The sequence below is a fragment of the Pilimelia anulata genome (assembly GCF_014647895.1).
Lineage (GTDB): Bacteria > Actinomycetota > Actinomycetes > Mycobacteriales > Micromonosporaceae > Pilimelia > Pilimelia anulata.
This window is the reverse complement of record NZ_BMQB01000007.1, coordinates 1-23,604: the sequence shown is the minus strand read 5'-3', so window position 1 is coordinate 23,604 and position 23,604 is coordinate 1. Positions and strand designations below refer to the sequence as shown.

Below are 23,604 nucleotides of genomic sequence, written 5' to 3'. Positions count from 1 at the left end.
CTCGATGATCTGCGTCAGGCCCGACGTCAGCATGCCCGGAGCCGAACCGATCCGGATGACGCGGGGGCCGGCCGGGGACCGGGGCGACGCGATCCCCTGAAAGCTCCGCAGCGCCTCCAGCACGGTGATGGCGTTGCGCCGACGAGTTCGCCGAGCCCGGTGGTCACCGCCCCCGCGGGGCCGCGGTGGAACAGCCTGCCGCCCACGATCCGCTCGGCCCGGGCCAGTGCCATCGTCGCGGCCGGCTGGCTCATTCCGACCACCACGGCGGCCGCGGTCAACGCCTTTCGCGGAGCCGCCAGCATCAGACATTGATGAGCATCCACGTCTCGACGGATATGCGACCGATCCCGGCATCCATGCGGGCCGCTTATATTGAGGAACGCACGCGTTCACGTTCGATCGTGAAGGCGGGGGTCAGGTGTTGCGACGGCCGTAGTGGAACGTGACGGCGCCCGCGCTGAGCTGGCCGGGGTAGACGGCGAGTTCGTCGAGGGTGCCGACGAAGTAGTCGCGGGCGGGGCGGTTGCTCATTCCGGTGAGGTTGGTGCCGCCGAATCGCCAGTAGCCGGTGATGTTCTCCGGGGCGGCCGGCGAGCCGGTGTTGGCGACGCTGGCGCCGTCGACGTACAGGACCATGCTGGTCGAGGTGTAGGTGGCGACGAGGTGGTGCCAGGCGCCGTCGTTGTAGGCGCTGGGGGATCTGAGGGTGGTGGTGTTGACGACGTACGAGATCCGTCCCCCGCTGTCGAGGTAGACCACCCGGTCGACGCTGGCCCCGGCGCCGGTCTGGGTGTTGCAGAAGCCGGCGAGGCCCCCGCCGAGGCCGCCGGTGGCCTTGAACCACAGTTCGGTGCTGAACGTCGTCGGGTTGGCCTGGGTCGCGGGTGTGTAGGTGCCGGCGGTGCCGGCGTACGCGATCGCTTTCGTGCTGCTCTGGGAGCCGCCGAGGGCGCCGGTGCGCTGCGCGGTGAACGGCGCGTACGCGGTACCGGGGTTGTCGTAGATGGAGTCGATCTCCGAGGCGCTGAGGGCGCGCTGGTAGGTCTGCACGTCGTCGACCCGGCCGGCGAACGTGTCCAGGTAGCTGGCGCCCACGCCGCCGATGCCGGCCCACCGGGCGCCGCCGACGACCATCCCGCCGGTGGCGTTCCACTCGTTGCTCTTGGCGACGTTCGAGGTGTTGCCGCTGCCGTTGACGTACAGGTAGAGGCGGTTGGCGGAGTCGTTGTAGACGAGGGCGACGTGGTTCCACTGGTTGGTCGGCGTGCCGTTGGTGGCGCTGACGTAGGTCTCGTCGTTGCCGGGGTTGTCGATGTCGTCGCGGGGCATGGTGGCGTACCACCGCCAGCCCGAGTTGTAGACCAGCTTGAGGATGTAGGCGCTGCTGTCGGTGCCGATCTGGCTCACCACGGTCCGCGGCGACCCGGTGGCGCTGCTGGTCAGGTACGCCCACGCGGTCACGGTGAAGCTCTGCGTCGTGTCGACCGGCGAGGTGCTCTTGTAGTAGCCGTTGCCGGTGAAGTCGACGGCGTTGCCGCTGATCCCGGTCGCCCAGGCGGTCGTGCCCTGGGCGGTGGCGGTGAGGTGGTTGCCGGAGTTGTCGTACGCGCTCGTGCCCGAGCCCTCGCTGAAGGAGTGCCAGCTCAGGGCGCCGTCCGTGCGGCCGTTGTGGGTACCGTTGCTGCCGTTGCCGCTGCTGTCGGTGGCGGCCACCGTGGCGGACGAGGACGCCGACTGCTCGTTGCGGTAGTAGTGGGACGCCCCGTACGCCGTCGTGGCCTGCGGGTAGGTCCCCCACGCCGCCGCGACCGACAGCCCGTTTGCCGGATTGCCCGAGGTACCCAGGAACGCGGCCTCCGCCGGGACGGTCAGGCACCAGGCGAGCACCGCCGCGGCCACCGTCAGCAGCCGGGCCGGCAGGCGGTGCCAGCGCGGGATCGAGCGATGTGCTCCCATCGCCCACCTCCCGACCGACACGTGACCCGTGCCCGTTCGGCCGGCGCGGGGCCGAGCTGAGGCTTACGGGCGGGTCGGCGCGGCGGCGAACGCGGCGTCGGCCCGGCCGCCGGCCGCGGTCCGCCGGGGCCCGCCGCGGCGCAGGGCGTAGAGGGCCAGGCCGGCGGCCACGACCAGCGGGCCGCCGTCGCGGACCAGGCCGTCGACGCCGAGCAGCCACCAGCACAGCGGCAGGTCGAACACCAGGACGCCGACGCTGATCGCCACCAGCAGCCGCCGCGCCCAGCCGTGGCCGCGCAGCAGGAAGATGGCCGCGAGCAGGACGGCGTAGCTGACCCCGATCCCGAGCGCGAACCACGCCACCACCACCGGCAGGACCGCCACCCGGCCGCCGACCACCTCGCCCACGGCGACGGCCGCCGGGACGAGCATCAGCGGGCCGTACGCGAACGCGGCCACCCGGGCGGTCAGCGCCCGGGCGTCGACGTGCCGCACGGCGCCGTCCCGGAACTCGAGCCCGCCGCGGCCCGCGACCAGCCGCCGAGGGGGCCGGCTCAGTTGGGCGATCACGGCCGGTGACCGGTACAGCATCAGCACCACCGCCAGGCACAGCAGCACCAGCACGGCGAAGCCGAGCACGCCGGGCAGGGCGGGCAGGCCGCTGCGCGGGACGAGCAGCCGGCCCACGGCGAGGACCGTGGTCACGGCGAGGATCAGCCCGAACGGGCGGGCCCCGGCGCGACCCCGGCGCACGTGCCGGATCAGCACCAGGAAGCCGACGCCGCGCAGCAGCGCCCAGCCCGTGCGCACGGTCAGCGGCCAGCCGGCGTCCGCCGCGTACGCCCAGTTGACCAGCTCGACCGCGACGGCGGCCGCCGCGGTCACGGCGAGCAGCGCGACGAGGGCGCGGACGGCGGGCGGCACGGGACTCACGCGCCCCATCCTGCCCCGCCGCCGCGGGAGTCACGCCTCCGGCGGGCGACGCACGCCCGCCGGCCGCCGGTGGCCGGGGCGGCGTGGCAGGATCTGCCGGTGGCTTCCGACGAGCGGATCGACCCGGCCGACCGGCCCGGGCAGCGGGTGCGCATCGTGCACCTGACCGGCCCGGTGTACCGGGCCCTGGCCGACGGCGACCTGGCCGCGGCGAACGCGGTGAGTCCCGTACCCCTGACGCCGCTGTTCCTCGACCCCGCGTCGCGCGGGATCTGGCGGATGCGCAGCGAGCAGATCGCGGCGGACCCGGCGAGCGCCGGGTGGGTCAACGGCGTCGTCTGGTGCGAGCGCGAGCAGGTCGCGGTCGGGCACGCCGGCTACCACGGCCCGCCCGACGCGGCGGGGATGGTCGAGATCGGCTACACCGTCGACCCGGCGTACCGGCGGCGCGGCTACGCCCTGGCGGCGCTGGCGGCGCTGCTCGCACGCGCCGCGCGCGAGCCCGGGGTGCGCACGGCCCGGGTGAGCATCCGCCCGGACAACGTGGCCTCGTACCGGCTGGCGGCCCGGTTCGGGTTCACCGCGGTCGGCGAGCAGTGGGACGAGGAGGACGGCCTGGAGATCATCTACGAGGTCGCGGTGAAGGACGATTAGTCCACTACTTCTGGTTTGGTCCGCCGCTCAGCGGGTTCTACTCCTGTGCCGGAAGACCTCACCGAAGGAGCCAGTCTTGACCAGGACAATGCAGGACATCGTCACCATCAAGCTCGAGCGCAACTTCGACATCATGGATGCCAACAACGACGGCCACGTGGACTGGACCGACTACCAGCAGCTCGCCGACCGCTACATCCAGGCCTACAAGCTCGACAAGAACGACCGCCGGGCGCGGGCCCTCCAGACCTTCACCCAGATCTACTGGCTGGAGCTGCTGCGCCACTCGGGCGTCAACGCGGACCGGCTCACGAAGGAGCAGTTCGTCACGGCCAACCGCCTCGCGGTCATCGACACCAGCCGGCTCAACGTGGCCGAGGGCGGCGGCCACGCGATCTTCGACGTCATCGACGGCGACGGCGACAACGAGATCGCCAAGGACGAGTTCGCCCGCTTCCTGCGCGACGTGTGGAAGAGCGACGCACCCGAGGCGATGGAGTCGTTCGAGAAGCTGGACACCGACGGCGACGGCATGATCTCCCGGCAGGAGTTCATCCGCTCGATCCGCGAGCACTACCTCTCCAACGACCCGGACGCACCCGGCAGCCTGTTCTTCGGGCGCGTCTGACCCGCCGCCGAGGCCGCTCCGGTCCGACCGGAAGCCCGCACGGCCGCCCCCGGGACCCCGGTCCAGGGGGCGGCCGCCGCCGCATGGGGCGGGGCGCGCGGGCGGTCGCCGGGGCGGCGCCGGCCGGTGCGGGCGTGAAGGAGAGCTGCGGCGGCGCTTAAGAAATCTTCGATGGACCGCGGGCGCGGCCGTGTGACAGATTCTGATCGATTCCCACCCCTCCCCCGGCCCGGGCTGCTCGGCATGGCCCACCGGGCCCCGACCCGCAGGAGCCGCGGCTGTGCAGGCGCTGATCAAGGAGAGAGCCGAGCCCGGGCTCCGGCTCGCGGAGGTGCCGGAACCGGTCATCGGCCCCGGCGACGTACTGATCAAGGTGCTGCGCACCGGGATCTGCGGTACCGATCTGCACATCCGGGCCTGGGACGGCTGGGCCCAGCGAACCATCTCGACGCCGCTCGTGGTCGGCCACGAGTTCGCCGGCGAGGTCGTGGAGACCGGCCGGGACGTGGCCGACATCGCGGTGGGCGACCGGGTCAGCGGCGAGGGCCACCTGGTGTGCGGCAAGTGCCGCAACTGCCTGGCCGGGCGCCGCCACCTCTGCCGGGCCACCGTGGGCCTCGGCGTCGGCAGGGACGGCGCCTTCGCGGAGTACGTCGCGCTGCCCGCGACCAACGTGTGGGTGCACCGCCGCCCGATCGACCTCGACGTGGCGGCGATCTTCGACCCGTTCGGCAACGCCGTGCACACCGCGCTGTCGTTCCCGCTCGTCGGCGAGGACGTCCTGATCACCGGGGCCGGTCCGATCGGGTTGATGGCCGCCGCGGTGGCCCGGCACGCGGGCGCCCGCAACGTGGTCGTCACCGACGTGAGCGAGGAGCGGCTGGAGCTGGCCCGCAAGGTCGGCGCGAGCCTGGCGCTGAACGTCACGAACGCGACGATCGCCGACGGGCAGCGGAAGCTGGGCCTGCGCGAGGGCTTCGACGTGGGCCTGGAGATGTCGGGGCAGCCCGAGGCGGTCCGCGACATGATCGCCAACATGACGCACGGCGGCCGGATCGCCATGCTCGGCCTGCCGTCCGGGGAGTTCCCCGTCGACTGGTCGCGGATCGTCACCTCCATGATCACGATCAAGGGCATCTACGGCCGCGAGATGTTCGAGACCTGGTACGCGATGTCGGTGCTGCTCGAGGCCGGCCTCGACCTCACCCCGGTGATCACCGGCCGGTACGGCTACCGCGACTTCGACGCGGCCTTCGCCGACGCGGCGAGCGGCCGCGGCGGCAAGGTCCTCCTCGACTGGACCCTCTGACACCCACAAGGACTGATGATGTTCGATTCGGTACGCGACGACCTCCGCGCCACCCTCGGCGAGATCCGCGCCGCCGGACTGCACAAGCCGGAGCGCGTCATCGGCACGCCGCAGTCCGCGACGGTCGACGTCACCGCGGGCGGCCGCCCCGGCGAGGTGCTCAACTTCTGCGCGAACAACTACCTCGGCCTCGCCGACCACCCCGAGGTGATCGCCGCGGCGCACGCGGCGCTGGACCGCTGGGGCTACGGCATGGCGTCCGTGCGGTTCATCTGCGGTACGCAGGAGGTGCACAAGGAGCTGGAGGCCCGGCTGTCGGCGTTCCTCGGCCAGGAGGACACGGTCCTGTACTCGTCGTGCTTCGACGCCAACGGCGGGGTGTTCGAGACCCTGCTCGGCGAGGAGGACGCGGTCATCTCCGACGCCCTGAACCACGCCTCGATCATCGACGGGATCCGGCTGTCCAAGGCGCGCCGGTACCGGTACGCCAACCGCGACCTGGCCGAGCTGGAGACCCGGCTCAAGGAGGCGGGCAGCGCCCGCCGCCGCCTGGTCGTCACCGACGGCGTCTTCTCCATGGACGGCTACGTGGCCCCGCTGCGGGAGATCTGCGACCTGGCCGACCGGTACGACGCCATGGTCATGGTCGACGACTCGCACGCCGTCGGGTTCGTCGGCCCCGGCGGCCGCGGCACCCCGGAGCTGCACGGCGTCATGGACCGCGTCGACATCATCACCGGCACCCTCGGCAAGGCGCTCGGCGGCGCCTCCGGCGGCTACGTCGCCGCCCGCGCCGAGATCACCGCCCTGCTGCGCCAGCGCTCGCGCCCGTACCTCTTCTCCAACAGTCTCGCCCCGGTGATCGCCGCCGCCTCGCTCACGGTCCTCGACCTGCTGGAATCGGCGGGCGACCTGCGCGAGCGGCTCGCGGCGAACACCGCGCTGTTCCGCTCCCGCATGACCCGGGAGGGCTTCGACGTGCTGCCGGGCGACCACGCGATCGCCCCCGTCATGATCGGCGACGCGTCCGTCGCCGCGCGCATGGCCGAGCTGCTGCTGGAGCAGGGCGTCTACGTCATCGGCTTCAGCTACCCGGTGGTGCCGCAGGGGCAGGCCCGGATCCGCGTCCAGCTCTCCGCCGCCCACTCCGCGGCGGACGTGGACCGGGCGGTGGACGCCTTCGTGGCGGCCCGGGCGAAGCTGTCGGTGGCGTAGCCGCCTCCCGACGTAGGAGAATCCCTCTCATGATCGACGCGCGGCGGCTGCACATCCTCCGTGCGGTGGCCGACCACCGCACGGTCACGGCGGCTGCCGCCGCGCTGTACCTGACCCCGTCCGCGGTCTCCCAGCAGTTGACCGCGCTGGAGCAGGAGACCGGCCACCGGCTCGTCGAGCGCAGCGCCCGCGGGGTGCGGCTCACGCCCGCGGGCGAGATCCTGCTCGGCCACACCCACGCGGTGCTCGCCCAGTTGGAGCGCGCCGGGGCCGAACTCGCCGCGTACGGCGCCGGGGCGGCGGGCACGGTCCGGGTGGCGTCCTTCGCGACCGGCATCGGGCTGGTCGTGGCGCCGGCGCTGGCCGAGCTGGCCGGGGCGTCGCCCGACATCCACGTCCGGGTGCAGGACGTGGAGGGCAACGCCAGCCTGCCGATGGTGCTCGAACGACAGGTCGACGTCGCGGTCGCCGTCGAGTACCGGGGTGCGGCGGCGGACGACCCGCGGCTGACCCAGGTGCCGCTGTACGCCGAGCCGTTCGACGCGATCCTCCCGATCGGCCACCGGCTCGCCGGGGTGGAGCGGGTGCCGCTGGCGGATCTGGCCAAGGACTCGTGGATCGGCCAGCACCCCGGGAACCCCTGTCACGACGTGGTGTTGCTGGCCTGCGAGTACGCCGGGTTCCAGCCGCGGGCGGAGCACTTCTCGGATGACTTCCGCGCGGTGGTGGCGCTCGCCTCCGCCGGGGCGGGCGTGGCGCTGGTGCCGCGCTCGGCGCTGCACGGCGTGGATCTCACGGGGGTGGTCGTGCGTCCCGTCGACGGCATCGCGCCCACCCGGCGCGTTTTCGCGGCCGTGCGCAGCGGGGCGGAGCAGCATCCACTCTTCCGGGCTGTGCTGGACGCACTGGGGCAGGCGGCGCCGACCGGGCCGGTGAAGGAGTAGCCCGCCGGGCCGGCGGCGACTTCGTAGTGCCGTGGTTCGATGACCGCGGCGGCAACCCACGCGGCCGTGATGATGCCGGCGAGCACCGGGCGCGCGGTGGGCTTGTCGAAGACGTCGATCGTGATCAGTTCGGCTATGGCTGTGTCGCTTCCCCTTCAATCCCGACTGTTTCACTTTCGATTAATTCCATGTAATTGCTTGCGATATCAGTGCAGGACTTGAATAAAGCCCATCTGCGGAACATATTTGCGGCATGACATGAGTCACTCCGAATTCTGCCCCACCATTCAGACATGTCCGGTGCCAGCCGATTCATCCTCCACTGCGTGATGACAAAAGGGACGCAGTTGGCTCGGCGTGCCAGTCCGCCCGGTTCGCAACCGGCTACCGTCAGCCATTCTTTGCTTGCCCCGGAGTCAGCGGTATTCGTAGCATGTCCGCTGGCCACGGGGTAACAGAGGGAGACAAAGAATCATGATCGGTACCATCTTGCGTTACGGTGTGCTCGGTGTTTCCGCCGCCGCGCTCACCGCTGCGGTGACGGCTTCCGCGACAGCCGCCACCGCACAGTCGGTCAGCCAGCAGCCATACAAGGACGCTGTCGGCGACGTGGTCGATGAGAACGGCGAGAAGGTAACGGCGCCCTATGGGGATATCGCCCTCATCGAGGGTGTGATCACCCGCTCCGAGCTGACGCTGACCTATAAGACGGCGCAGTCGCAAAGCCCGCTCAAGGACAAGAACTGGGCCAGCAAGGACAGTCACGCAAAGTTCACGATCGACACTAACCAAGACGACGACCCCGACTTCTCGGCCGTGTACGCCGTCAACAAGGATGGCAAACTCGCCACCGCCGTGTACGACGCCACCGACGACAGCGACGACGCCGAGCCGATCTGCAGCGGCAAGGCTTTGTACGCGAAGGGTCTGCATACCCTGGTACTGGACCTCAGCTGCTTGAAGAACCCGCGCAACCTGACTTTTCGTCTGTCGACCTCGTACCACCTGAATGCCGGTGGGGAGAACTCCGTGGTCGGCTACGACGATGCGCCGGGCACGAGGTTCCTCTCGATCTGACCGGGCCGGCCGGGTCGTGTCCCGTGGATCCGGTCCGCGCCAGTGTTTGCGCCGGTTGAATCCGCGTTCTACCCGGTTGCGTCGGCGGTAGGCGGCGCGGTCGCAGTTCGGTGCTCTGCCGCCGGCGTGGCCGCGTCGCTTCCGGTTGGCGATCCGGTCGTTGGGTTCGGGGATGACCCGTGACGATGTCTCGGCAACGCAGCAGCCCGCGGTCGGCTCCCCTTGACGTGCCCGCGACCGCTGCGGGTCGAGCCCCCTTTACGAGCCCCCGCCGCGTGCTGGTGCACTCGCACGATCGTCGAGTCGACCCGGGCGTCCCAGTCGAGGTCACCGTCGGCTTCGGCCACAGCAATGACCTTCTGCTTGAGCATGGCCCGGGTGCCGTCCGCGGCCCATCCACGAAACCGCTGACACGGGGTCTTCCACGGGCCGCGCCACTCGGGTGATCACGCCACGGCGAGCCGGTGCGCTCGACCCAGCAAATCGCGCTGATGACCTGCCGATGATCGAGCCACCGCCTATCCCGGAGCAGGCTGCGCCGGCAGCCACGGCTCCAGCACAGCACACTCAGCGCTACTCAGATTTCCACGAGCCGCAGCTATCTAACGAACGACACCCAAGATCCACGGGACAGGGCCCCAGCCGCCGGGGTGGACAGCCGGCTGACGGCCGCACACCCCCGAATCCACGGCGGACCCCGGGGCCACGGCCCACAGGCCAGTGACGGGCACATCACGCCACCACCCACCCACCATCCGGCTCGAACAGGGGTGTCCCCGACCGTCGATAACACAAAGATCCACACACGAAAAAAACAGGCCCCGACCGCGGGAGTTTTCCCGGGTCAGGGCCTGATTATGTCTGTGCGCCGCCTGGGACTCGAACCCCGAACCCGCGGACTAAGAGAATGAGTGCAATTCTGGTATTCCATGCCAGAAGAGGTCAGATAATGCCACCTGATCCAGCAAATCGCCCACACTCGTGACAGGCGATGCCACGTTCTGTCGAACTATTCCGATACCGTGGATCACACGTCGATCACACCAGCCAGAACCATCGCGTAACCCATCGTGACGGCGGCCAGTAGATACTGGCTCTGGCACGAAGTCCGTGATCGGTGGGCGGGGTCGGCTACTCGGCGAGGATGACGCGGCGGCGTAGGAGGTCGAAGCCCGCTCGGCCGTACATCTGTCGCTTGATCGACTTCAGTTTGCGGACGTTGCCTTCGACCGGGCCGCTGTTCCAGGTCAGGGTGAGGCCGTTGCGGACGGCGTCGTAGTCGTTGAGCAGGCCGGTTGCGAACCGGCTGAGCTGGGGGATGCCGCTGGCCCGGGCCTCGGCGATCTAGGTGTCCAGGTGCGGGCCTTGGAGGTGACGCAGCATCCCGGCGACGTCGCTGACGAGGTGGTTGACGGTGTGCAGGGTTGGACAGCGTTGCAGGATGCGGCCCAAGTCGGCGTGTTCTTCTTCGGTGCGCTGCGCGGCGGGTCGGATGATCCACTCGGTGACGTGCCGGGGCTTCGGCATACTGGTGATGATCGCCGCCGGTGCGGTGCCGTTGCGCCAGGTTTGCAGCAGCCGGCGCACGCTGCGTTCGCTGCCCCGGTAGCCGCGGTGTCGTAGTTGCGTGGTTGGACGGCGGCGTTGGTGACGCCCTGCTGCCAACGCTGGGCAAGGTAGCCGACATGTTCGTCGAACTCACGCACCCGCGGAACAAGCTCGGTGAATTCGTCGGCGACTCCCGCGGCCAGGTAGCGGCGCACGGTCTTGCCATCGAGGTTCAGCGTCTTGCTGATCGTGGTGGTTCCGACGCCTTTGCTGTGCAGGGCGTGAATCTCAGCGTGTCGTTGCCGGGTCAGCTGGGCCCGCCGGCCGCCGTCGCGCCGCTGCGGCGCCTCGGGCGGCGCGGCGGCTTCTTGTGGGGGCTGCTCGCGTAGGCACTTGCGGTGCGCGCGCACGATCCGGTCCACCGCTTCGGTGAGGTTGTAGAGCAGGTGGAAGCGGTCGGCCACCTGGATCGCCTCCGGCGCGCCGAGCCGCGCGCCTTCGGCGTAGCCGCTGGCGCGTCCCGGCAGATCACGTGCGCGCCGGGGTGGGCGCGCAGCCAGTCGGCGAAACTGTCGGCCCGCCGGTCCGTGAGTAGGCCAACGGGGCGGCGGGTGTGCATGTCGACCACGATGCCGCCGTAGCTGTGGCCCTTGCGGAACGCGAAGTCGTCGATCCCGACGACGGCGACTGTGCCTGGTTCCGGCACTGACAGCGCCCGGATCAGCCGCAGCAACGTCGTACGCGACATGCTGCCAAGCCAGGGCGAGGCGACCGGCGCCCGCCGGGATCATCCGACCCGAGCCCAGCAGTCCGCGGATCATCGGCTCGGCAACGGGAGCCGCTCCCCCAAGCAGTTCCCCCTCATGCCCGGCTACGGCTACGTCATCGATGTCGCCGACGACGAGCGCACCGCCCCGTTCCGCGGCTACTTCGTCAACAACGACCAACGCCACGACTGGCCCGAACGCATCCACCTGCGGACCCCGGACCCGGGCGCCGGGACCAGCGCCGGGGACCGCCAGTTCGACGTTTCGGCGTATTTCTGGTCCGGGTATGCAGCTTCACCAGCCGGCGGGCATGGTGCCGCCGAGGGCGGTGATGGCGTTCTTGATCGGTGTGATGAACGCGCTGACCCGGGCATAGTGGCCGGGGTTGTTCGGCCGGGCGCAGCCCTTGCCCCAGCTGGTCAGGCCGACCAGCACCCAGCGGTCGCCGTCGCGGGCTGCGAGGGGGCCGCCGGAGTCGCCCTGGCAGGTGTCGATGCCGCCTTTGGCCAGGTCCCCGGCGCAGATCTCCGCCCCGGCGAAGATTTCGCTGCACTTCGCGTCGGGGATGTGGGGGAGGTCGACTTCGCGCAGCAAGGTGGTTCCCTCGCCGCCCTCGCGGGTGTCTCCCCAACCCATTGCCCGGAAGGTCGGGGTGGAGTCGTACTTGTCGTCGGTCGGTACGGCGACGGGCGTGATGTCGGTGACCGGCTCGTTGAGTTTGATGACGGCCCAGTCGGACACGGCCCCGGGTGCCACGTTGCGGCCATAGCGCGGCGGGGGAACGCCGTACTTCACGCCGGCGCTCTTCCGAATGGTGCCCTGCGTGTGGTTGACCTTCCCGACGCTGATCCCGGTTCGGCCGCTGCCCCCCTCGAAGCAGTGCGCGGCCGACAGGACGATGTCCGGGGAGACCAGCGAGCCGCCGCACATGATGCTGAGGTGCGCGACCCACGGGTAAGCGCCTTCCGCCGCGGGCTTGCCCCCGACGATCCGGTGGTGGTGGGGGTCAGCGGCAGCGGGCCCGGATAGGCCGGGGGCGAACAGGACGACGGCGGCGGCTGCGAGGGCCGGGGGTAGGCGCCGATTCATCGGGAGTCCTCCAGGGGTGAGCGTTCGTGTGGTGCGGGGGGTGGGGCTTTACCGAACCGATCATTCGGTCCCGCCGTGCGCCTGCGTGGGCCCGCGGGACCGGCGCGGTTCGGGTTCCGGCCACCGTTGTGGTCGTCGGAACCCGGAACCGCGCGCGTCGGGTGACTACGGCTGCGGGTGAGGCTGTTCAGCGCGCCGTGGTGGGGAAGCGGAGGTCGACTGTCACCTTGCCGCTGGCGGGTACGGGGATCGGGGTTGCCTCGTCGAATGAGGCGGCATTGTCGTGCCAGCCGAACCCGAGGGGGTCGTCGTTCTCCACGGTGGCGGCGCGAATCTTGATGTCGGAACCGCCGATGACGTGGTACGAGTAGGTGGGCTCGGTACCGGTCACGTAGGAGCCGGCCACCACGCCCTCGCGGGCGTCGACCAGAAGGGCGTAGCGCTTGGCGTTGTCGCCGGTCGGACCGGACACCTTGCCTTCCAGAGTGGTCCCGGCCGCGAGCCGGAAGTCCTGCTCCTTGTCGACGCCGGGCTCCACGCGCACGGTCGTGGCGTCGCGTTCCCGGATGGTGCCGCCGACCCACTGGTCGGGTGTCGAGCTTTCCGTCTCTGCGTTCGGCATGAACCGGATTGCCCACTCGTAGGGGCCGAGGTTCCTGGACCGGAACGCCCCGTCGGCGCCGATGGAGTCCACCAAGAGGGCCTGGTCGTTGTAGCGGTAGGACTCGTAGCCGGCGATACCGCTCACGACGGGGCTGCCGTCGGGGTGCAGCACCTTGCCATGCACCGTGCCGGCCGGATCCAACAGCACCGCCGGCGCTACGGTTTCACCATCCTCGCCAACGGTGACCGTCGCCGCCTGGTGCTCGCGTCCGCTGCCGCCGTTGGCCCCGACCCACTGGCTACCCAACCGGCCCCCCGGACCCATCGCGACGAAGATTCGGTAATCGCCCGCTGGCAGCGGCTCACTGTGAATGAAACCCTTGTCGTCGCCCTCGGTGAGTCCGACGAAGGCCCAGGTGCTGTCCGCACTCACGGTCCGGATCCAGAGCATGCTGGTGTCGTCGGCGTAAACCTCGCCGGTGCGCCGGTCGGTGACGCGCGCGGCGATGGTGCCGCCGAGGCCGAACACCGCGGCCGCGGCCGTCGGCTGCTCGGCGCCGATGACGGGTGCGACGAAGTCGGCCAGGAGGTTACGGCCGCCGTCGGGCCGGACGACCACCGGGAGGGCTCGGCCGGTGGGCAGGCCACGAATCGTCAGCGCGCCGCTACCGGTGCACTCGGTCAGGTTCTCGGCAGCGAGAATCGTGGCGCAGAACCGCTCGACCGGCTCACCCGTGCGGGCCTCCTTCGCCGAGACGACCAGGACGCCCATGCCACGGGTCAGCTGCGGGCGGGCGGACTGTCCCGCTCGCGCGCGACTGCTGTCCCAGAGCCCGAGTCGGGCGTTCGCCGTGGCCGAGAGGCCCCGAAGCGCCGGATCCGGAGTGTGGCCCGTACCGGGAGAGACCAATCTCTGTGACGTGGGCACAGGCGCGCTCATCGACGACGACGCGGCGATGGGGGCGGCGGCGGCAGGAGTGGGGGCGAGGCCAACGGCGAGGGCCGTCGCCCACGCGGCAATGGGTAAAGGGTGCATTCGAACCTCACTGGCTAGGGAGGTGGATCCCGGGGTGATGTTGCCGGCCGGCGGGCGCGGTTCCGCCGAACGCGATTACGGCACATCGATCACTATCACTGTCATGCCATGCGCATGAACAATCCCAACGACCCATAGACTCCAGCTATAGCGATAACCATGCGGGAGTTATGACTCGGCCCCTTCTACTTTGAATCTTCGGCGCCACGTTATTCTGTCTATTCTGTTTAGATGCCAAGTTATCGCGGACTTCGCCGCGTGAGCGGTCGGTTGGATCGGGGATCATCACGGGTTTCGGAGGTCTCCGCTGCCCACCCCGGCGGGTTGGCAGCGGAGACGACGGGGGGCTAGCGCCGACCTCCCGGTTCCGACGGCGTGCCGCGAACATCAATCGGCCCCATCAACGACAGGCGGTCGCAACAAGACCCGGCAGGGCTTAGCTTGGCGAGTTCGGCGGCCACATGCCCGCCGAACCGCCGCGCCAACGTTGCGGCGGACCGCCCCGCCGCAGCCGTGGACAGATCGCCGGAGAGCTTGACCAGATAGTTGCCGGGCACCGGCGCGGCGGCGGGGATGACCGCACCGACTGGACCGGCGGCTACAGCCGGACCGGGCAGGAGAACGCCAGCGAGCGCCGCGGTGATACAGGCGGCGCCCGCCGCGGAGAAACGGCTCAGTCGCGCAGCTTTCATGCGCATACTTCACTTCGAAATACGCGCTATTACATTCGCACAGAGGGACGAATTGCTGTGGGTTGAGTAGACCTGATGCTACGAGTAATGCGAGTCCGCTGAATCCGAGGATCCCTTGCGTCATGGCGGTCGCGGGCAGGATCGACAACCGACGGCGCAGGCCCACCGCGGCAAGCGCCAGCCTTCGCGCCGGCAGCGGGACTGCACACCGCGCCCGTGGCCAACCACATAGAGACATCACACCGTTCACGCCGCCGGCCCGATACCAACGGTCCCCAACGCCCCTTTGCCCGGTTGGGTAGTGGTTACCCCGGCCGGCGTGCCATGCGACGAGCCCGGAGCAGCGACCGCGGACGGGACAAGTCGTGGGCCGCCCCGCCACCAGCCGCGCATCCAGCGCGGTGCTGGATCGAGACGGTGGACCTTCACCTCCGGGCGGGTTGGCGAGTTACGCAAGGAAATCCCCGGTGCTGCGGTGGTCCGCCGCCGGCTGAACGCGGGCGACCCGCACCGAAACGCCGTCGTATCGGCCGGTCACGCCGTACGTGACCGGCCACCCTTTCCGGTCGTAGACCTCGACTGCACGGTCAGCGGCCTCGCCCGGCTATGCCGCGAGGACGCGGGGGCGGCGCCGCGTCCGGCGAACGACCGGGCGGCGTCCGTGCCGTCCCGGCGGACCCGGCCGGCCGGACCGCGTCGGACACCCATCTGATTCCGACGTACCGCCGTCGATTCGGCCCTCGTGCGCCGGTGTTGCCAGTGTCGACCCGTCCGCTCCCAGCCATCGACGCACGACGCAGCCGTGTGGACAATGAGCCAATGGTCCACTTGGGTGACTCGACGTCAGTCGGCAGCGCCATCCGGGGAGTCCGGCCGCTGCCCCAGCGGCGGGCCGACCTGCCCTGCGCGGCGGGGGTGCCCGCATGAGCGGCCCGACCGACGCGCTGGACTACCCGTTCCCCGACGACGGCAGGCCCGGCGTCCCGGCGGAGTTCGACCGGCTGCGCGCGCGGTGCCCGGTCCAGCGAGCGAGACTGCCGTACGGCGGCGAGGGCTGGCTGGTGAGCCGGCACGAGGACGTCAAGACGGTGCTCGGCGACTCCAGGTTCAGCCGGGCTGCCACCGTCGACGCCGACATCCCGCGGACCACCCAGTGGCGCACCCGGGGCGGCAACCTCATGGCGATGGACCCGCCGGACCACAGCCGTGTCCGCCGGCTGGTCGCCGGGGCGTTCTCCCGCAAGGCCGCCCAGCGGCTGCGGCCGCGCACCACCCAGATCGTCGAGGAGCTGGTCAGCGGGATGCGGGCCGCCGGCTCCCCCGTCGACCTGGTGGAGCACTTCTCCGCGCCGCTACCGGTCACCGTGATCTGCGAGCTGCTCGGCGTGCCCTTCGCACAGTGGCACCTGTTCCGGGACTTCTCCGAGAAGATGTTCGGCGGCGGCGCGGCCTCCGCGGAGGAGGTCGGTCAGGCCACTGCCCACCTGGAGGCGTTCCTCCGGGAGCACGTCGCAGCCCGCCGCGCCGAGCCCCGCGACGACCTGCTCTCGGACATCATCCGGGCCGGCACGGGGGAGGATGCCCCGCTGACCGAGCACGAACTCGTCTCCCTCGGCGTGACGATCCTGGTCGCCGGCCACGAGACGACCGCCACGGCCATCGCGAACCACGTCCACGCCCTGCTCACCCGCGGGGAGTGGACGGACCTGGCAGCCCGACCCGCGCTGGTGCCGACGGCGGTGCACGAACTGCTGCGGTACGTGCCGATCGGCGGCCCGGAGACGATGCCCCGGGTGGCTGTGGAGGACGTGGAGATGGCCGGGACGGTGGTCCGCGCGGGGGAGACCGTCTTCCCGGTCGTGGGCTCGGCGAACCTCGACCCGGCCGTCTTCGCCGAGCCCGACCGGCTGGACCTGCAACGCGCGGCGAACCCCCATCTGACGTTCGGCTTCGGCCCGCACTACTGCCTCGGCGCCCAGCTCGCCGTCATGGAGCTGGAGGTGGGCCTGGGCGCGCTGCTGCGGGAGTTCCCGGGGCTGCGCCTGGCTGTCCCCGACGCCGAGCTGCGCTGGCGGACGGACAACCTGGTCCGCGGCCCGCTCCGCCTGCCGGTCGCCTGGTAGCGCGCTCCCGGCACCTGCCCGCCCGACGGCATCGCCGCGCTTCCGCACCCACATGCCGGCCAGCGATGAGAACATCCGGCGCGGGTGGCAACCCGCAGAGACCTTCCGTGGACCAACAGCCGGCACTTGCCAGCTCGAGCTGCTCTCGGCGGAGCCCATGCGCAACGGCGCAGTGGCCATGCACTACCGCCGCGCGCGCTGAACCAAGACCCGGATCTCCTGCCCCCTGGCCTGCGGTCCTCCAACACACGCACATGCTGCGGTCGGCGTGCATGTCACCGTGAGGGGCTTGAGGCCCATCCGACCAAGGAGGGCGTTGATTTCCTCGGCGACCTGCTGGGGGGGCGATGCCTACCCGGGAGTGCGCAAACCGGCCAACCGTGTTTGATTGCTTCGCGCCGCGCGGCGGCGTGGGTGTCGCCGAAGGCGAGGGATGCGCCCGGGCGATTGTCCGGCCTGACCACTCGGTCCGGGACGTTCAGTTCAACGTGAACGTCCCGCGTGATCGCCCGGGGCCCAGCCCACCACCGGCTCCGTATCCCGGGCGTCCCGGGGCCGTCCCACCTGCTTGTCCGCTCCCGGTGATTGCCCCAGCGTTGGTGCAGCAAACGGAGACGGATCGCACCGATCACGTCCCACCCACTGCCAACGCCGAGTGCGCCACACCACACCGATCGTCGCGAATCCATGGGTCGACCAAGGGATGGTGCGGCTCCGATGTCGACGATGTGGTCGGCGCCGGGATGGCGCACTCCGTGTCCTCGTAGCGAGGGCACCAGGGAGAGGAAACCACGATGCAAACAGTGATTGCCACCACAATGGCTCTTCTGCTGGTGGCGCTGCCGGGGTCGGCTGCCGGCCCGACGGCGCCCGACGTACGCACGAGCGGTGGCCCGCGGCTGCACGCCCCGGTACCGGAGGTGCTGCCCGGGGGGCGCGTGGGCGTGCCCACCGGGCCGCTGCCCACCTCGACGCCGCCGAAGAGGTCGTCGGCAAACGGCGCTGACATGACCGGCTTCATCTGCGATGGCAACGACGGCGCCCGCGTCGAGGTGCTCTACGTGCGGGAGGCCACCATGCCCGACCGCTACGCGGCGATGCAGCCGGTGCTGCAAGCGTGGCTGCTGAACGCCGACGCCGCCTTCAACGACGGCGCGGCGCGACAGGGGCAGAGCCGGCACCTGCGGTTCCTGACCGAGAAGGTCGGTGACGGCTGCGGGGCGGTGGTCAAGCACGTGGTGGTGCCGAAGGACTCCCTCAAGGACTTCGACCCGTCGGTGGACGCGGTCCGCGCCCTCGGCTACGACCGGAATGACCGCAAGTATTTGATGATCACTGAGTCCACGGAAGTCTGCGGCATGGCCGAGTACTCCCATGACGACTCGCCCGGCCCCGACAACGCCTCGAACACCGGCACCAGCTACCTGCGGGTCGACGCCACCGCCGGCTGCCTCGGCGCCAACGCGATCGCCCACGAGATGGGGCACGCGCTGGGCGCGGTGCAGGACTCTGCCCCGCACGCTGACGACGGGCACTGCACGCAGTCGCTCGACATGATGTGTCACGACGACAAGACGCCCACGCCCGACTGCCCGGAGTGGGACTCCAAGCGGCTACCCGACTGCGCCGGCGACGACTACTTCAACGTCGCCCCGCCAGCGGGCAGTTACCTGGCCACCCACTGGAACCTCGCGCGGTCGCGGTTCTTCCACACCAGCGACACTCCCAGCAACGTCGACTACCCCCGGCCGGGTTTCACCTACACGGTGACGAACGTGGCGTCGGGCGCGGCGTTGGACATCGACCCCGCCAACGGCTCCACCAACGATCGCAAGCGCTACCTGTCCGCCGCCCCCGCCAACAGCGCCTCCGCCACCCAGAAGTGGCTGATCGGTTACGACACGGGTATCCAGCTGATGAACAACGACAGCCTCCTCTGCCTCGACTCCGCTAACCGTAGCCAGAAGCCCGGCACCCGTTCGTACCAGGAGGAATGCGCCGCTGAGGACGGACAGCGCTGGGCCTACCTGCCGCACACCGACGGTTCGTACAGCATCCTGAACTGGCTGACGGGCCTGGCGCTGACCCAGGATCGTCCGGACAGCTCGCTGATGAAGCAGCAGGTGTACACGGGCGCGGCGAGCCAGCGGTGGCGCGTCGAGCGGATCGCCGACCCGGCGCCGTTGGGCGGCTCCGGCACCTACCACCTGGCCGCCCTCAGCTCCCGGGACGCCGTGTCCGCTCCGACCAACAGCCTGCCCGGCGCCGTGGTCACGCACAGCCCCCGCAGCACCGCGACCAGCCAGCATTGGCGGCTGACCGCCCGGGGACAGTACTGGCAGCTCAAGCTCGCCTCGACATCCCTGTGCGTGAGCAACAACCGCACGACCACGGTTGGCGGCGAGCTGACCCTGCGCCCCTGCGCCATCACGGGCACCGACCAGCAGTGGACCATGACGCGCATCGCCGACGGCCGGTACCAGCTGGTCAACCGGCTCAGCGGCCTGGCCCTGGCCATGACCGACGGCGACCTGTCCGCCCTACAGCAGCAGCCCTCCGACGCCAAGAACCGGGCACAGATCTTCGCGTTGACGCTGGACTGACCACGGATACGGCACCGCCCTTTTGCCGAACGCCGGAGCGGACAACCGTACTGCCCATGAGGTGAGGATCGGACCCGCGCACCGGACCGCGTCGGGCAGGCCCGAACCGCCCCGGAACCCTGACAGGGTGTCCTGAACCGTCGATCAAACAAAGATCCACCTGCAACAAGGAACATGCCCTGACCGTGGGAGTTCTCCCCGGTCAGGGCATGATTACGTTGGTGCGCCGCCGGGGACTCGAACCCCGAACCCGCGGATTAAGAGTCGGGGTCAGGTGATATCGCCCATTAGCGCCAGATGCCATTCTGGTCTCAATACTGCGCTTGAGAAGATTGAACAACTTCAGGTTGATGAAGATGGGCGAGGGTTGGTAATTTCCTATAACGAAGGCCGAAAGGTCGCATACGCAGTTGATCTTCAGCTTCTGTTCTATCGGAAATTTGCGACCGTCGCATGGCCATGGGAAACTTATCGAAGAGCGTCAGGGAGGCTAGTAGCTTTCGTGTGGCACGACACAACATTTCGATTGCAACTCTCGGTAGCGGCCGTGACTTTGGGGACGGTGACTCCGGCGAACTCGCCTCGCCGAATCGAACGACCCAATGACGGCTGCTCTTCTGTCGCACAGCGTGCGGGTGGTAACGCCTACACGCCCGCTTGATCGTCGGGGTGAGGCGACTCGAAGGTGAGCGTCAGCGAGGTGTGGTAGGCGTTGGGGCTCGTGCGAGGCGAAGGTCGATCCGGCGGCTCGGTGGCACCTGTCCAGACCTTCACCGCTCGAAAGGCGTAGCCGTCCTGGGCCACCGGTTCGGCCCGGAAGAAGACCATCTGCCCTTGCACGAGCTGCCGGTAGCCGTCGGCGGCAATGGCGGAAAAATGCACCCAGCACTCGCCGGGAACATCAGCGCCGTCGATGACACCCCAGCCCTCGTCAGGGTCATACCTCTGCACTGAGCCAATGCTTGTCACTGTTCCAGTCTCCCTGACGGTCCCCGGCAAGGGCGTCCGCACCTGCCGCTGTTGGCGCGGGTGGTGGGAGGGCAGTGCACGGGCTCCGCGAATGTCATCGCGGTGGGCCCATGGTGCTGCGCCGCTATCCGCCGGCCTCGGTCACGATGGTGAAGTTCAGCAACGTCAGTCCGTCGACCGGTTCGAACCCGGCCCCCGTGTAGAGCGCCAGGGCCGGGGCGTTATCGGGTTCGGTGTGCAGCGACACCCGCACCGCGCCCGCGGCACGCGCCTGGACAATGGCATGCCGAAGGAGCCTGCTGGCGACACCGGCACGGCGGTACCGTTCTGCGACATACAGATCCCGGATCGACCACGCGGTTCCCAACATCATCGACGCCGGCATAACGGTCGTCGTGATGAAGCCGTGTACCAGATCCAGGTCATCGACGGCTACGGCCAGCGACAGCCGCTGCTGAGACAGCTGCGCATGCAACCATGCTCGGGCCGCTTCGGGCGACGGCCGGTGGCCATAGTGACTGCGGTACTCGTCGAACATGCCGCTCGCCTGTCCGAAGCTGTGATGCGTGGGGTCCATTGGCACCACCGTCACCGTCATCCCAACAGTCTTGCCCAATCCAGACGTCGCCGGCAAGACAGTCGGTTTGGTGAGCGTTCGGCGGGGCTCGGTGGGTGACGGTGCCGCCGCCGGCCGTACTCATCTGCCGCCGAGCGTGCGCGCTGCCGCTGGGCCGGTCGTGCACCGAATATTCGCCAAGGCGGGGGGTCAGACGCTGGCCAGATCACCCACGGGTGGGCGCAATGCTGCGGAGCCCCGGTATCGTTGGGCACCATGACGACCTACTCCGGTCCGGCGAGGCTGACCCTCGCCGGCGGCACCCAGGTGGCCGGCACGGCTTCGCTCAGCACCAATCAGCGCGGAGGTATCGAGGGCTGGGGTGGCACGTTCCGTCCGGACCAGACCAGCGCGGACATCCGCAACGCTGGCGAGGAACTTTCCTTGGAACTGCCGTACGACCAGATCGGATCGGTGTCCGTCACCGGCGTCCGGAAGCTGCTCGCGACGCAGATCCTGGTGACACTCACCGGTAGCGGCCCCGCACCGTTCTGATTCGCATTCCGGCTTCGCTCCACACCAAGATTAGCTGCGCTCATCTGCCGCCTATCGGATCCCGGGGCAGAGGTGCTCGGTGGTGCTTCCGGCTACAGGTGTCCGGTGTCGTTGAAGCTGACCAGGGTCGGCGGGCGGTTGGTGTCCCATCGGACGATGGTGATGGCACAGTTGGCTTGGTTGAGGCCGAGCCAACGCCATACCGGGGCGTCCAGGACGTGCCGAACGAACCACCCGATCACGAAGTTGTGCGTGATCAGCAGCTCGTGCCGTTCGTCGTCGCCGGCGACGCCGAGACGTTCGACAGCGGCTTGCAGAGCGATCGCGTCCTCGTCGCGTTCGTCGTCGGGGACACCGTCGAGCCAGTCGTGCCACCGGCGCGGGTATCGGCCGCGCTGTCCGACGGACGGGGTCGGGGTGCGGTCAGTGACGAGGTGACAGGCGTGACGCGGTACGTGCGGGAGATATCCGCCGACGATGTCGGCGGTCCGGGCGGCCCGTACCAGCGGGCTGTGATGGATCGCCGTGAAGGGCAATGTCCGAAGGCGCCGGCCAACCCGGTCGGCCTGAATGCGCCCGGCGTGGGAGAGACCTCCGTCCGGGGTGTGAGCGGCGGGGTCCTGCTCACCATGTCGCACGAGGTACAGGTCAGTGTGCGCCAAACCCATCCGCCTTTCGAGGGGCCCATCGATCGATCACGGTAGGACGCAGCCGCAAGAACCCCTCCCGGCGGACCCGGCCTACGTACCTTCTGCCGCGTCGGGTGCGCTATGTCCTCCCCTGGCGTTGTCGTCGATGCTCCGGACCCTTCGGTCCGTCGTTGTCGTAGGGGCAACTGCCAGTGGACGGAGGACCGACCGCCTCGGGAGTTGGTGGCTTGTCCCTGGCGTGGCGTTATGGCAGATGGTCGGGGTGTGGATGAGTACCTGACCGTGGGCGGGCGGCCGAGCTGACGGGGTCACCGTTCGCACGCTGCGTCACTACGATGAGATCGGGCTCCTGCAGCCGTCGGCGAGGACCCGGCCACCGACGTGGTCGCGCACCTGCTCAGGCTGCGCGGCCTACTGCTGGAACAGCGCGACCGCGCTGCCGCCATGGTGGCAGCCATCGATCGGGAGCTGGAGGCGCGAGCGATGGGAATCAGTACCGCGCCGGAGGAGCAGTTGAAAATGTTCGGCGCGCAGCTCTACGACGCCATCGGATCGGACTACCCGGCGACGCGACGCACCGAGCCGAATCGCCGCGCGCATCTGGGAGGCGTTGGGGGATGCCCGAACGGTGCTCAACGTCGGCGCCGGCACCGGCTCCTACGAACCGCCCGACCGTATCGTGACGGCGGTGGAACCGTCGGCGGTCATGCGCGCGCAGCGTCGATGCCGCGATGGCGGTCAGCACCGTCCACCACCGGCCGGATCCAGTCGCCGGCCTGCGTGTAGCCATTCGTTGATCGCGGTGATGTGGAGGGTGGCCTCGTATCGGACGGCTAACTTGTCGTACCGGGTGGCCACGCCGCGGTGGCGCTTGAGGCGGTTGATGCCGCACTCCATGGCGTGGCGTTGGCGGTAGACCTGCGGGTCGAAGGCGGGTGGGCGTCCGCCGCGGGAGCCTTTGGCGCGGCGGTGGGCGCCCTGGTCGGTCTTGCTGGGATGCATGCCTTGATGCCGCGTCGGCGTAGCAGGGCGCGGTTGGCGCGGGAGGTGTAGGCCCGGTCTGCGATGACCTGGTCGGGCCTGACGCGGGGACGGCCCGCACCCGGCGGCCCGCACCCGGCCGGGGAACCCGAATACCGGCCAGCACGGGACCGAACTGCGGGCTGTCACCGCGGTGTCCGGCGGTCAGCAGCATCGACAACGGCTTGCCGCCCTGCTCGCAGGCCAGGTGCAGCTTCGTGGTCCAGCCGCCGCGGGAACGACCCAGCGCGTGATCGGCTGGTTCCGCGCCCGGCCCTGCGGGCGGTTCGGCCTGCGCATCGGGCCGGGTGCGGGCGCCTGCGGCGTGCTGATGCGCCCGGGCGATGGTGGAGTCGACGCTGACGTCCCAGCAGATCAGCCCCGCGGCTTCCGCCTGGACCTGCAGACCGGTCACGATGCCGGCCCAGATCCCGGCGCGCTGCCCCTGGCGAAACAGCGCATACACCGCCTGCCAGGAGCCGTAACAGCCTGGTGCATCCCGCCACGGCGACCCGACCCGAACCCGCCACCGGATCCCGTCGCGCACGCCGTACGCCCGTGGACCGACATCGGTCCACTGGGACCGGTGCCTGATGGTGGCTTCGTCTCGCCGTCCCGCGAGCGCCCGGCGGGTGATGTGTTAGAGTCGGCTGGTTGCAGTTTGATTTCCTTGG

At 69.9% G+C, this 23,604-nt stretch carries 21 protein-coding genes and 3 pseudogenes; 12 read left to right on the top strand and 12 right to left on the bottom strand.

Annotated elements, in window-relative coordinates; all coding sequences use genetic code 11:
* Positions 1–26: 26 nt before the first annotated feature.
* From IEY94_RS24350 to IEY94_RS16090, 3 genes are all read right to left on the bottom strand, one after another.
* On the bottom strand, positions 27–305 hold the full coding sequence (locus IEY94_RS24350) for a helix-turn-helix domain-containing protein (protein ID WP_189171016.1): 279 nt from the start codon (positions 303–305) through the stop codon (positions 27–29).
* A gap of 112 nt (positions 306–417) precedes the next feature.
* Entirely contained in the window at positions 418–1,959 is a 1,542-nt protein-coding gene (locus IEY94_RS16095) for a LamG domain-containing protein (RefSeq protein WP_189171015.1), read from the bottom strand.
* A 63-nt stretch (positions 1,960–2,022) separates the two neighbouring features.
* Complete coding sequence (locus tag IEY94_RS16090; RefSeq protein WP_229784080.1) at positions 2,023–2,892, bottom strand: hypothetical protein; 870 nt, start codon at positions 2,890–2,892, stop codon at positions 2,023–2,025.
* A 147-nt stretch (positions 2,893–3,039) separates the two neighbouring features.
* Here IEY94_RS16090 and IEY94_RS16085 point away from each other — a divergent pair, with 147 nt between their 5' ends.
* The 6 genes from IEY94_RS16085 to IEY94_RS16060 all read left to right on the top strand — a co-directional run bounded on the left by IEY94_RS16085 (position 3,040) and on the right by IEY94_RS16060 (position 8,719).
* Positions 3,040–3,546 carry a GNAT family N-acetyltransferase gene (locus IEY94_RS16085; RefSeq protein ID WP_189171199.1) on the top strand — a complete coding sequence of 169 codons (507 nt, stop codon included), beginning with the start codon at positions 3,040–3,042 and terminating at the stop codon, positions 3,544–3,546.
* Between the two features lie 76 nt (positions 3,547–3,622).
* Positions 3,623–4,174, top strand: coding sequence for an EF-hand domain-containing protein (locus IEY94_RS16080; protein WP_229784079.1), 552 nt, complete (start codon positions 3,623–3,625; stop codon positions 4,172–4,174).
* Positions 4,175–4,454: 280 nt separating this feature from the next.
* Positions 4,455–5,483, top strand: a complete 1,029-nt coding sequence (gene tdh / locus IEY94_RS16075; protein ID WP_189171014.1) for an L-threonine 3-dehydrogenase — start codon at positions 4,455–4,457, stop codon at positions 5,481–5,483.
* Positions 5,484–5,501: 18 nt separating this feature from the next.
* Positions 5,502–6,698, top strand: coding sequence for a glycine C-acetyltransferase (locus tag IEY94_RS16070; RefSeq protein ID WP_189171013.1), 1,197 nt, complete (start codon positions 5,502–5,504; stop codon positions 6,696–6,698).
* A gap of 29 nt (positions 6,699–6,727) precedes the next feature.
* Positions 6,728–7,642: a LysR family transcriptional regulator gene (locus tag IEY94_RS16065; RefSeq protein ID WP_189171012.1), complete on the top strand. Its 915-nt coding sequence runs from the start codon at positions 6,728–6,730 to the stop codon at positions 7,640–7,642.
* Between the two features lie 474 nt (positions 7,643–8,116).
* Complete coding sequence (locus tag IEY94_RS16060; protein WP_189171011.1) at positions 8,117–8,719, top strand: hypothetical protein; 603 nt, start codon at positions 8,117–8,119, stop codon at positions 8,717–8,719.
* A 1,131-nt stretch (positions 8,720–9,850) separates the two neighbouring features.
* On the opposite strand, the gene IEY94_RS24345 is transcribed toward IEY94_RS16060, so the two are convergent.
* Entirely contained in the window at positions 9,851–10,063 is a 213-nt protein-coding gene (locus tag IEY94_RS24345) for a transposase (protein WP_189171197.1), read from the bottom strand.
* On the bottom strand, positions 10,064–10,306 hold the full coding sequence (locus IEY94_RS16050; RefSeq protein ID WP_189171010.1) for a hypothetical protein: 243 nt from the start codon (positions 10,304–10,306) through the stop codon (positions 10,064–10,066).
* Between the two features lie 98 nt (positions 10,307–10,404).
* Between IEY94_RS16050 and IEY94_RS16045 the strand changes: the two genes are divergently transcribed.
* On the top strand, positions 10,405–10,656 hold the full coding sequence (locus IEY94_RS16045; RefSeq protein ID WP_189171227.1) for a hypothetical protein: 252 nt from the start codon (positions 10,405–10,407) through the stop codon (positions 10,654–10,656).
* 672 nt (positions 10,657–11,328) lie between these two features.
* Here the strand turns inward: IEY94_RS16045 and IEY94_RS16035 are convergent.
* The 3 genes from IEY94_RS16035 to IEY94_RS16025 all read right to left on the bottom strand — a co-directional run bounded on the left by IEY94_RS16035 (position 11,329) and on the right by IEY94_RS16025 (position 14,454).
* Positions 11,329–12,123, bottom strand: coding sequence for a serine protease (locus IEY94_RS16035; protein WP_189171008.1), 795 nt, complete (start codon positions 12,121–12,123; stop codon positions 11,329–11,331).
* Positions 12,124–12,310: 187 nt separating this feature from the next.
* Positions 12,311–13,498: a hypothetical protein gene (locus IEY94_RS16030; RefSeq protein WP_189171007.1), complete on the bottom strand. Its 1,188-nt coding sequence runs from the start codon at positions 13,496–13,498 to the stop codon at positions 12,311–12,313.
* 611 nt (positions 13,499–14,109) lie between these two features.
* A complete protein-coding gene (locus IEY94_RS16025) occupies positions 14,110–14,454 on the bottom strand; it encodes a hypothetical protein (RefSeq protein WP_189171006.1) in 345 nt (114 codons plus the stop codon).
* 923 nt (positions 14,455–15,377) lie between these two features.
* Between IEY94_RS16025 and IEY94_RS16020 the strand changes: the two genes are divergently transcribed.
* The 3 genes and pseudogenes from IEY94_RS16020 to IEY94_RS16010 all read left to right on the top strand — a co-directional run bounded on the left by IEY94_RS16020 (position 15,378) and on the right by IEY94_RS16010 (position 19,180).
* Positions 15,378–16,577, top strand: a complete 1,200-nt coding sequence (locus IEY94_RS16020; RefSeq protein WP_189171005.1) for a cytochrome P450 — start codon at positions 15,378–15,380, stop codon at positions 16,575–16,577.
* A gap of 115 nt (positions 16,578–16,692) precedes the next feature.
* A pseudogene (locus tag IEY94_RS16015) lies at positions 16,693–16,779 on the top strand (dihydrofolate reductase family protein); the annotation flags it as partial.
* A 592-nt stretch (positions 16,780–17,371) separates the two neighbouring features.
* Positions 17,372–19,180, top strand: a complete 1,809-nt coding sequence (locus tag IEY94_RS16010; protein ID WP_189171004.1) for an RICIN domain-containing protein — start codon at positions 17,372–17,374, stop codon at positions 19,178–19,180.
* A 645-nt stretch (positions 19,181–19,825) separates the two neighbouring features.
* On the opposite strand, the gene IEY94_RS16005 is transcribed toward IEY94_RS16010, so the two are convergent.
* Together IEY94_RS16005 and IEY94_RS16000 are read right to left on the bottom strand one after the other, a co-directional pair.
* Positions 19,826–20,131 carry a cold-shock protein gene (locus tag IEY94_RS16005; RefSeq protein ID WP_229784075.1) on the bottom strand — a complete coding sequence of 102 codons (306 nt, stop codon included), beginning with the start codon at positions 20,129–20,131 and terminating at the stop codon, positions 19,826–19,828.
* Between the two features lie 142 nt (positions 20,132–20,273).
* Entirely contained in the window at positions 20,274–20,747 is a 474-nt protein-coding gene (locus tag IEY94_RS16000; protein ID WP_189171002.1) for a GNAT family N-acetyltransferase, read from the bottom strand.
* Positions 20,748–20,981: 234 nt separating this feature from the next.
* Here IEY94_RS16000 and IEY94_RS15995 point away from each other — a divergent pair, with 234 nt between their 5' ends.
* Complete coding sequence (locus IEY94_RS15995; RefSeq protein WP_189171001.1) at positions 20,982–21,260, top strand: hypothetical protein; 279 nt, start codon at positions 20,982–20,984, stop codon at positions 21,258–21,260.
* A 92-nt stretch (positions 21,261–21,352) separates the two neighbouring features.
* On the opposite strand, the gene IEY94_RS15990 is transcribed toward IEY94_RS15995, so the two are convergent.
* Positions 21,353–21,928 carry a histidine phosphatase family protein gene (locus tag IEY94_RS15990; protein ID WP_229784073.1) on the bottom strand — a complete coding sequence of 192 codons (576 nt, stop codon included), beginning with the start codon at positions 21,926–21,928 and terminating at the stop codon, positions 21,353–21,355.
* A gap of 281 nt (positions 21,929–22,209) precedes the next feature.
* Between IEY94_RS15990 and IEY94_RS15985 the strand changes: the two are divergent.
* Positions 22,210–22,692: pseudogene (locus IEY94_RS15985) on the top strand (MerR family DNA-binding transcriptional regulator); the annotation flags it as partial.
* Here IEY94_RS15985 and IEY94_RS15980 read toward each other — a convergent pair.
* Positions 22,649–23,471, bottom strand: a pseudogene (locus tag IEY94_RS15980) (IS5 family transposase); the annotation flags it as partial. The pseudogenes IEY94_RS15985 and IEY94_RS15980 overlap by 44 nt on opposite strands.
* Positions 23,472–23,604 lie beyond the last annotated feature (133 nt).

Excerpts from the sequence above, each read along its gene's own strand:
- IEY94_RS24350 (WP_189171016.1), bottom strand. The coding sequence starts at position 305 with ATGCTGGCGGCTCCGCGAAAGGCGTTGACCGCGGCCGCCGTGGTGGTC.
- IEY94_RS16095 (WP_189171015.1), bottom strand. The coding sequence starts at position 1,959 with ATGGGAGCACATCGCTCGATCCCGCGCTGGCACCGCCTGCCGGCCCGG.
- IEY94_RS16070 (WP_189171013.1), top strand. The coding sequence starts at position 5,502 with ATGTTCGATTCGGTACGCGACGACCTCCGCGCCACCCTCGGCGAGATC.
- IEY94_RS16065 (WP_189171012.1), top strand. The coding sequence starts at position 6,728 with ATGATCGACGCGCGGCGGCTGCACATCCTCCGTGCGGTGGCCGACCAC.
- IEY94_RS16060 (WP_189171011.1), top strand. The coding sequence starts at position 8,117 with ATGATCGGTACCATCTTGCGTTACGGTGTGCTCGGTGTTTCCGCCGCC.
- IEY94_RS16045 (WP_189171227.1), top strand. The coding sequence starts at position 10,405 with ATGTTCGTCGAACTCACGCACCCGCGGAACAAGCTCGGTGAATTCGTC.
- IEY94_RS16035 (WP_189171008.1), bottom strand. The coding sequence starts at position 12,123 with ATGAATCGGCGCCTACCCCCGGCCCTCGCAGCCGCCGCCGTCGTCCTG.
- IEY94_RS16030 (WP_189171007.1), bottom strand. The coding sequence starts at position 13,498 with ATGGGCGTCCTGGTCGTCTCGGCGAAGGAGGCCCGCACGGGTGAGCCG.
- IEY94_RS16025 (WP_189171006.1), bottom strand. The coding sequence starts at position 14,454 with ATGAAAGCTGCGCGACTGAGCCGTTTCTCCGCGGCGGGCGCCGCCTGT.
- IEY94_RS16020 (WP_189171005.1), top strand. The coding sequence starts at position 15,378 with ATGAGCGGCCCGACCGACGCGCTGGACTACCCGTTCCCCGACGACGGC.
- IEY94_RS16010 (WP_189171004.1), top strand. The coding sequence starts at position 17,372 with ATGCAAACAGTGATTGCCACCACAATGGCTCTTCTGCTGGTGGCGCTG.
- IEY94_RS16000 (WP_189171002.1), bottom strand. The coding sequence starts at position 20,747 with ATGACGGTGACGGTGGTGCCAATGGACCCCACGCATCACAGCTTCGGA.
- IEY94_RS15995 (WP_189171001.1), top strand. The coding sequence starts at position 20,982 with ATGACGACCTACTCCGGTCCGGCGAGGCTGACCCTCGCCGGCGGCACC.
- IEY94_RS15990 (WP_229784073.1), bottom strand. The coding sequence starts at position 21,928 with ATGGGTTTGGCGCACACTGACCTGTACCTCGTGCGACATGGTGAGCAG.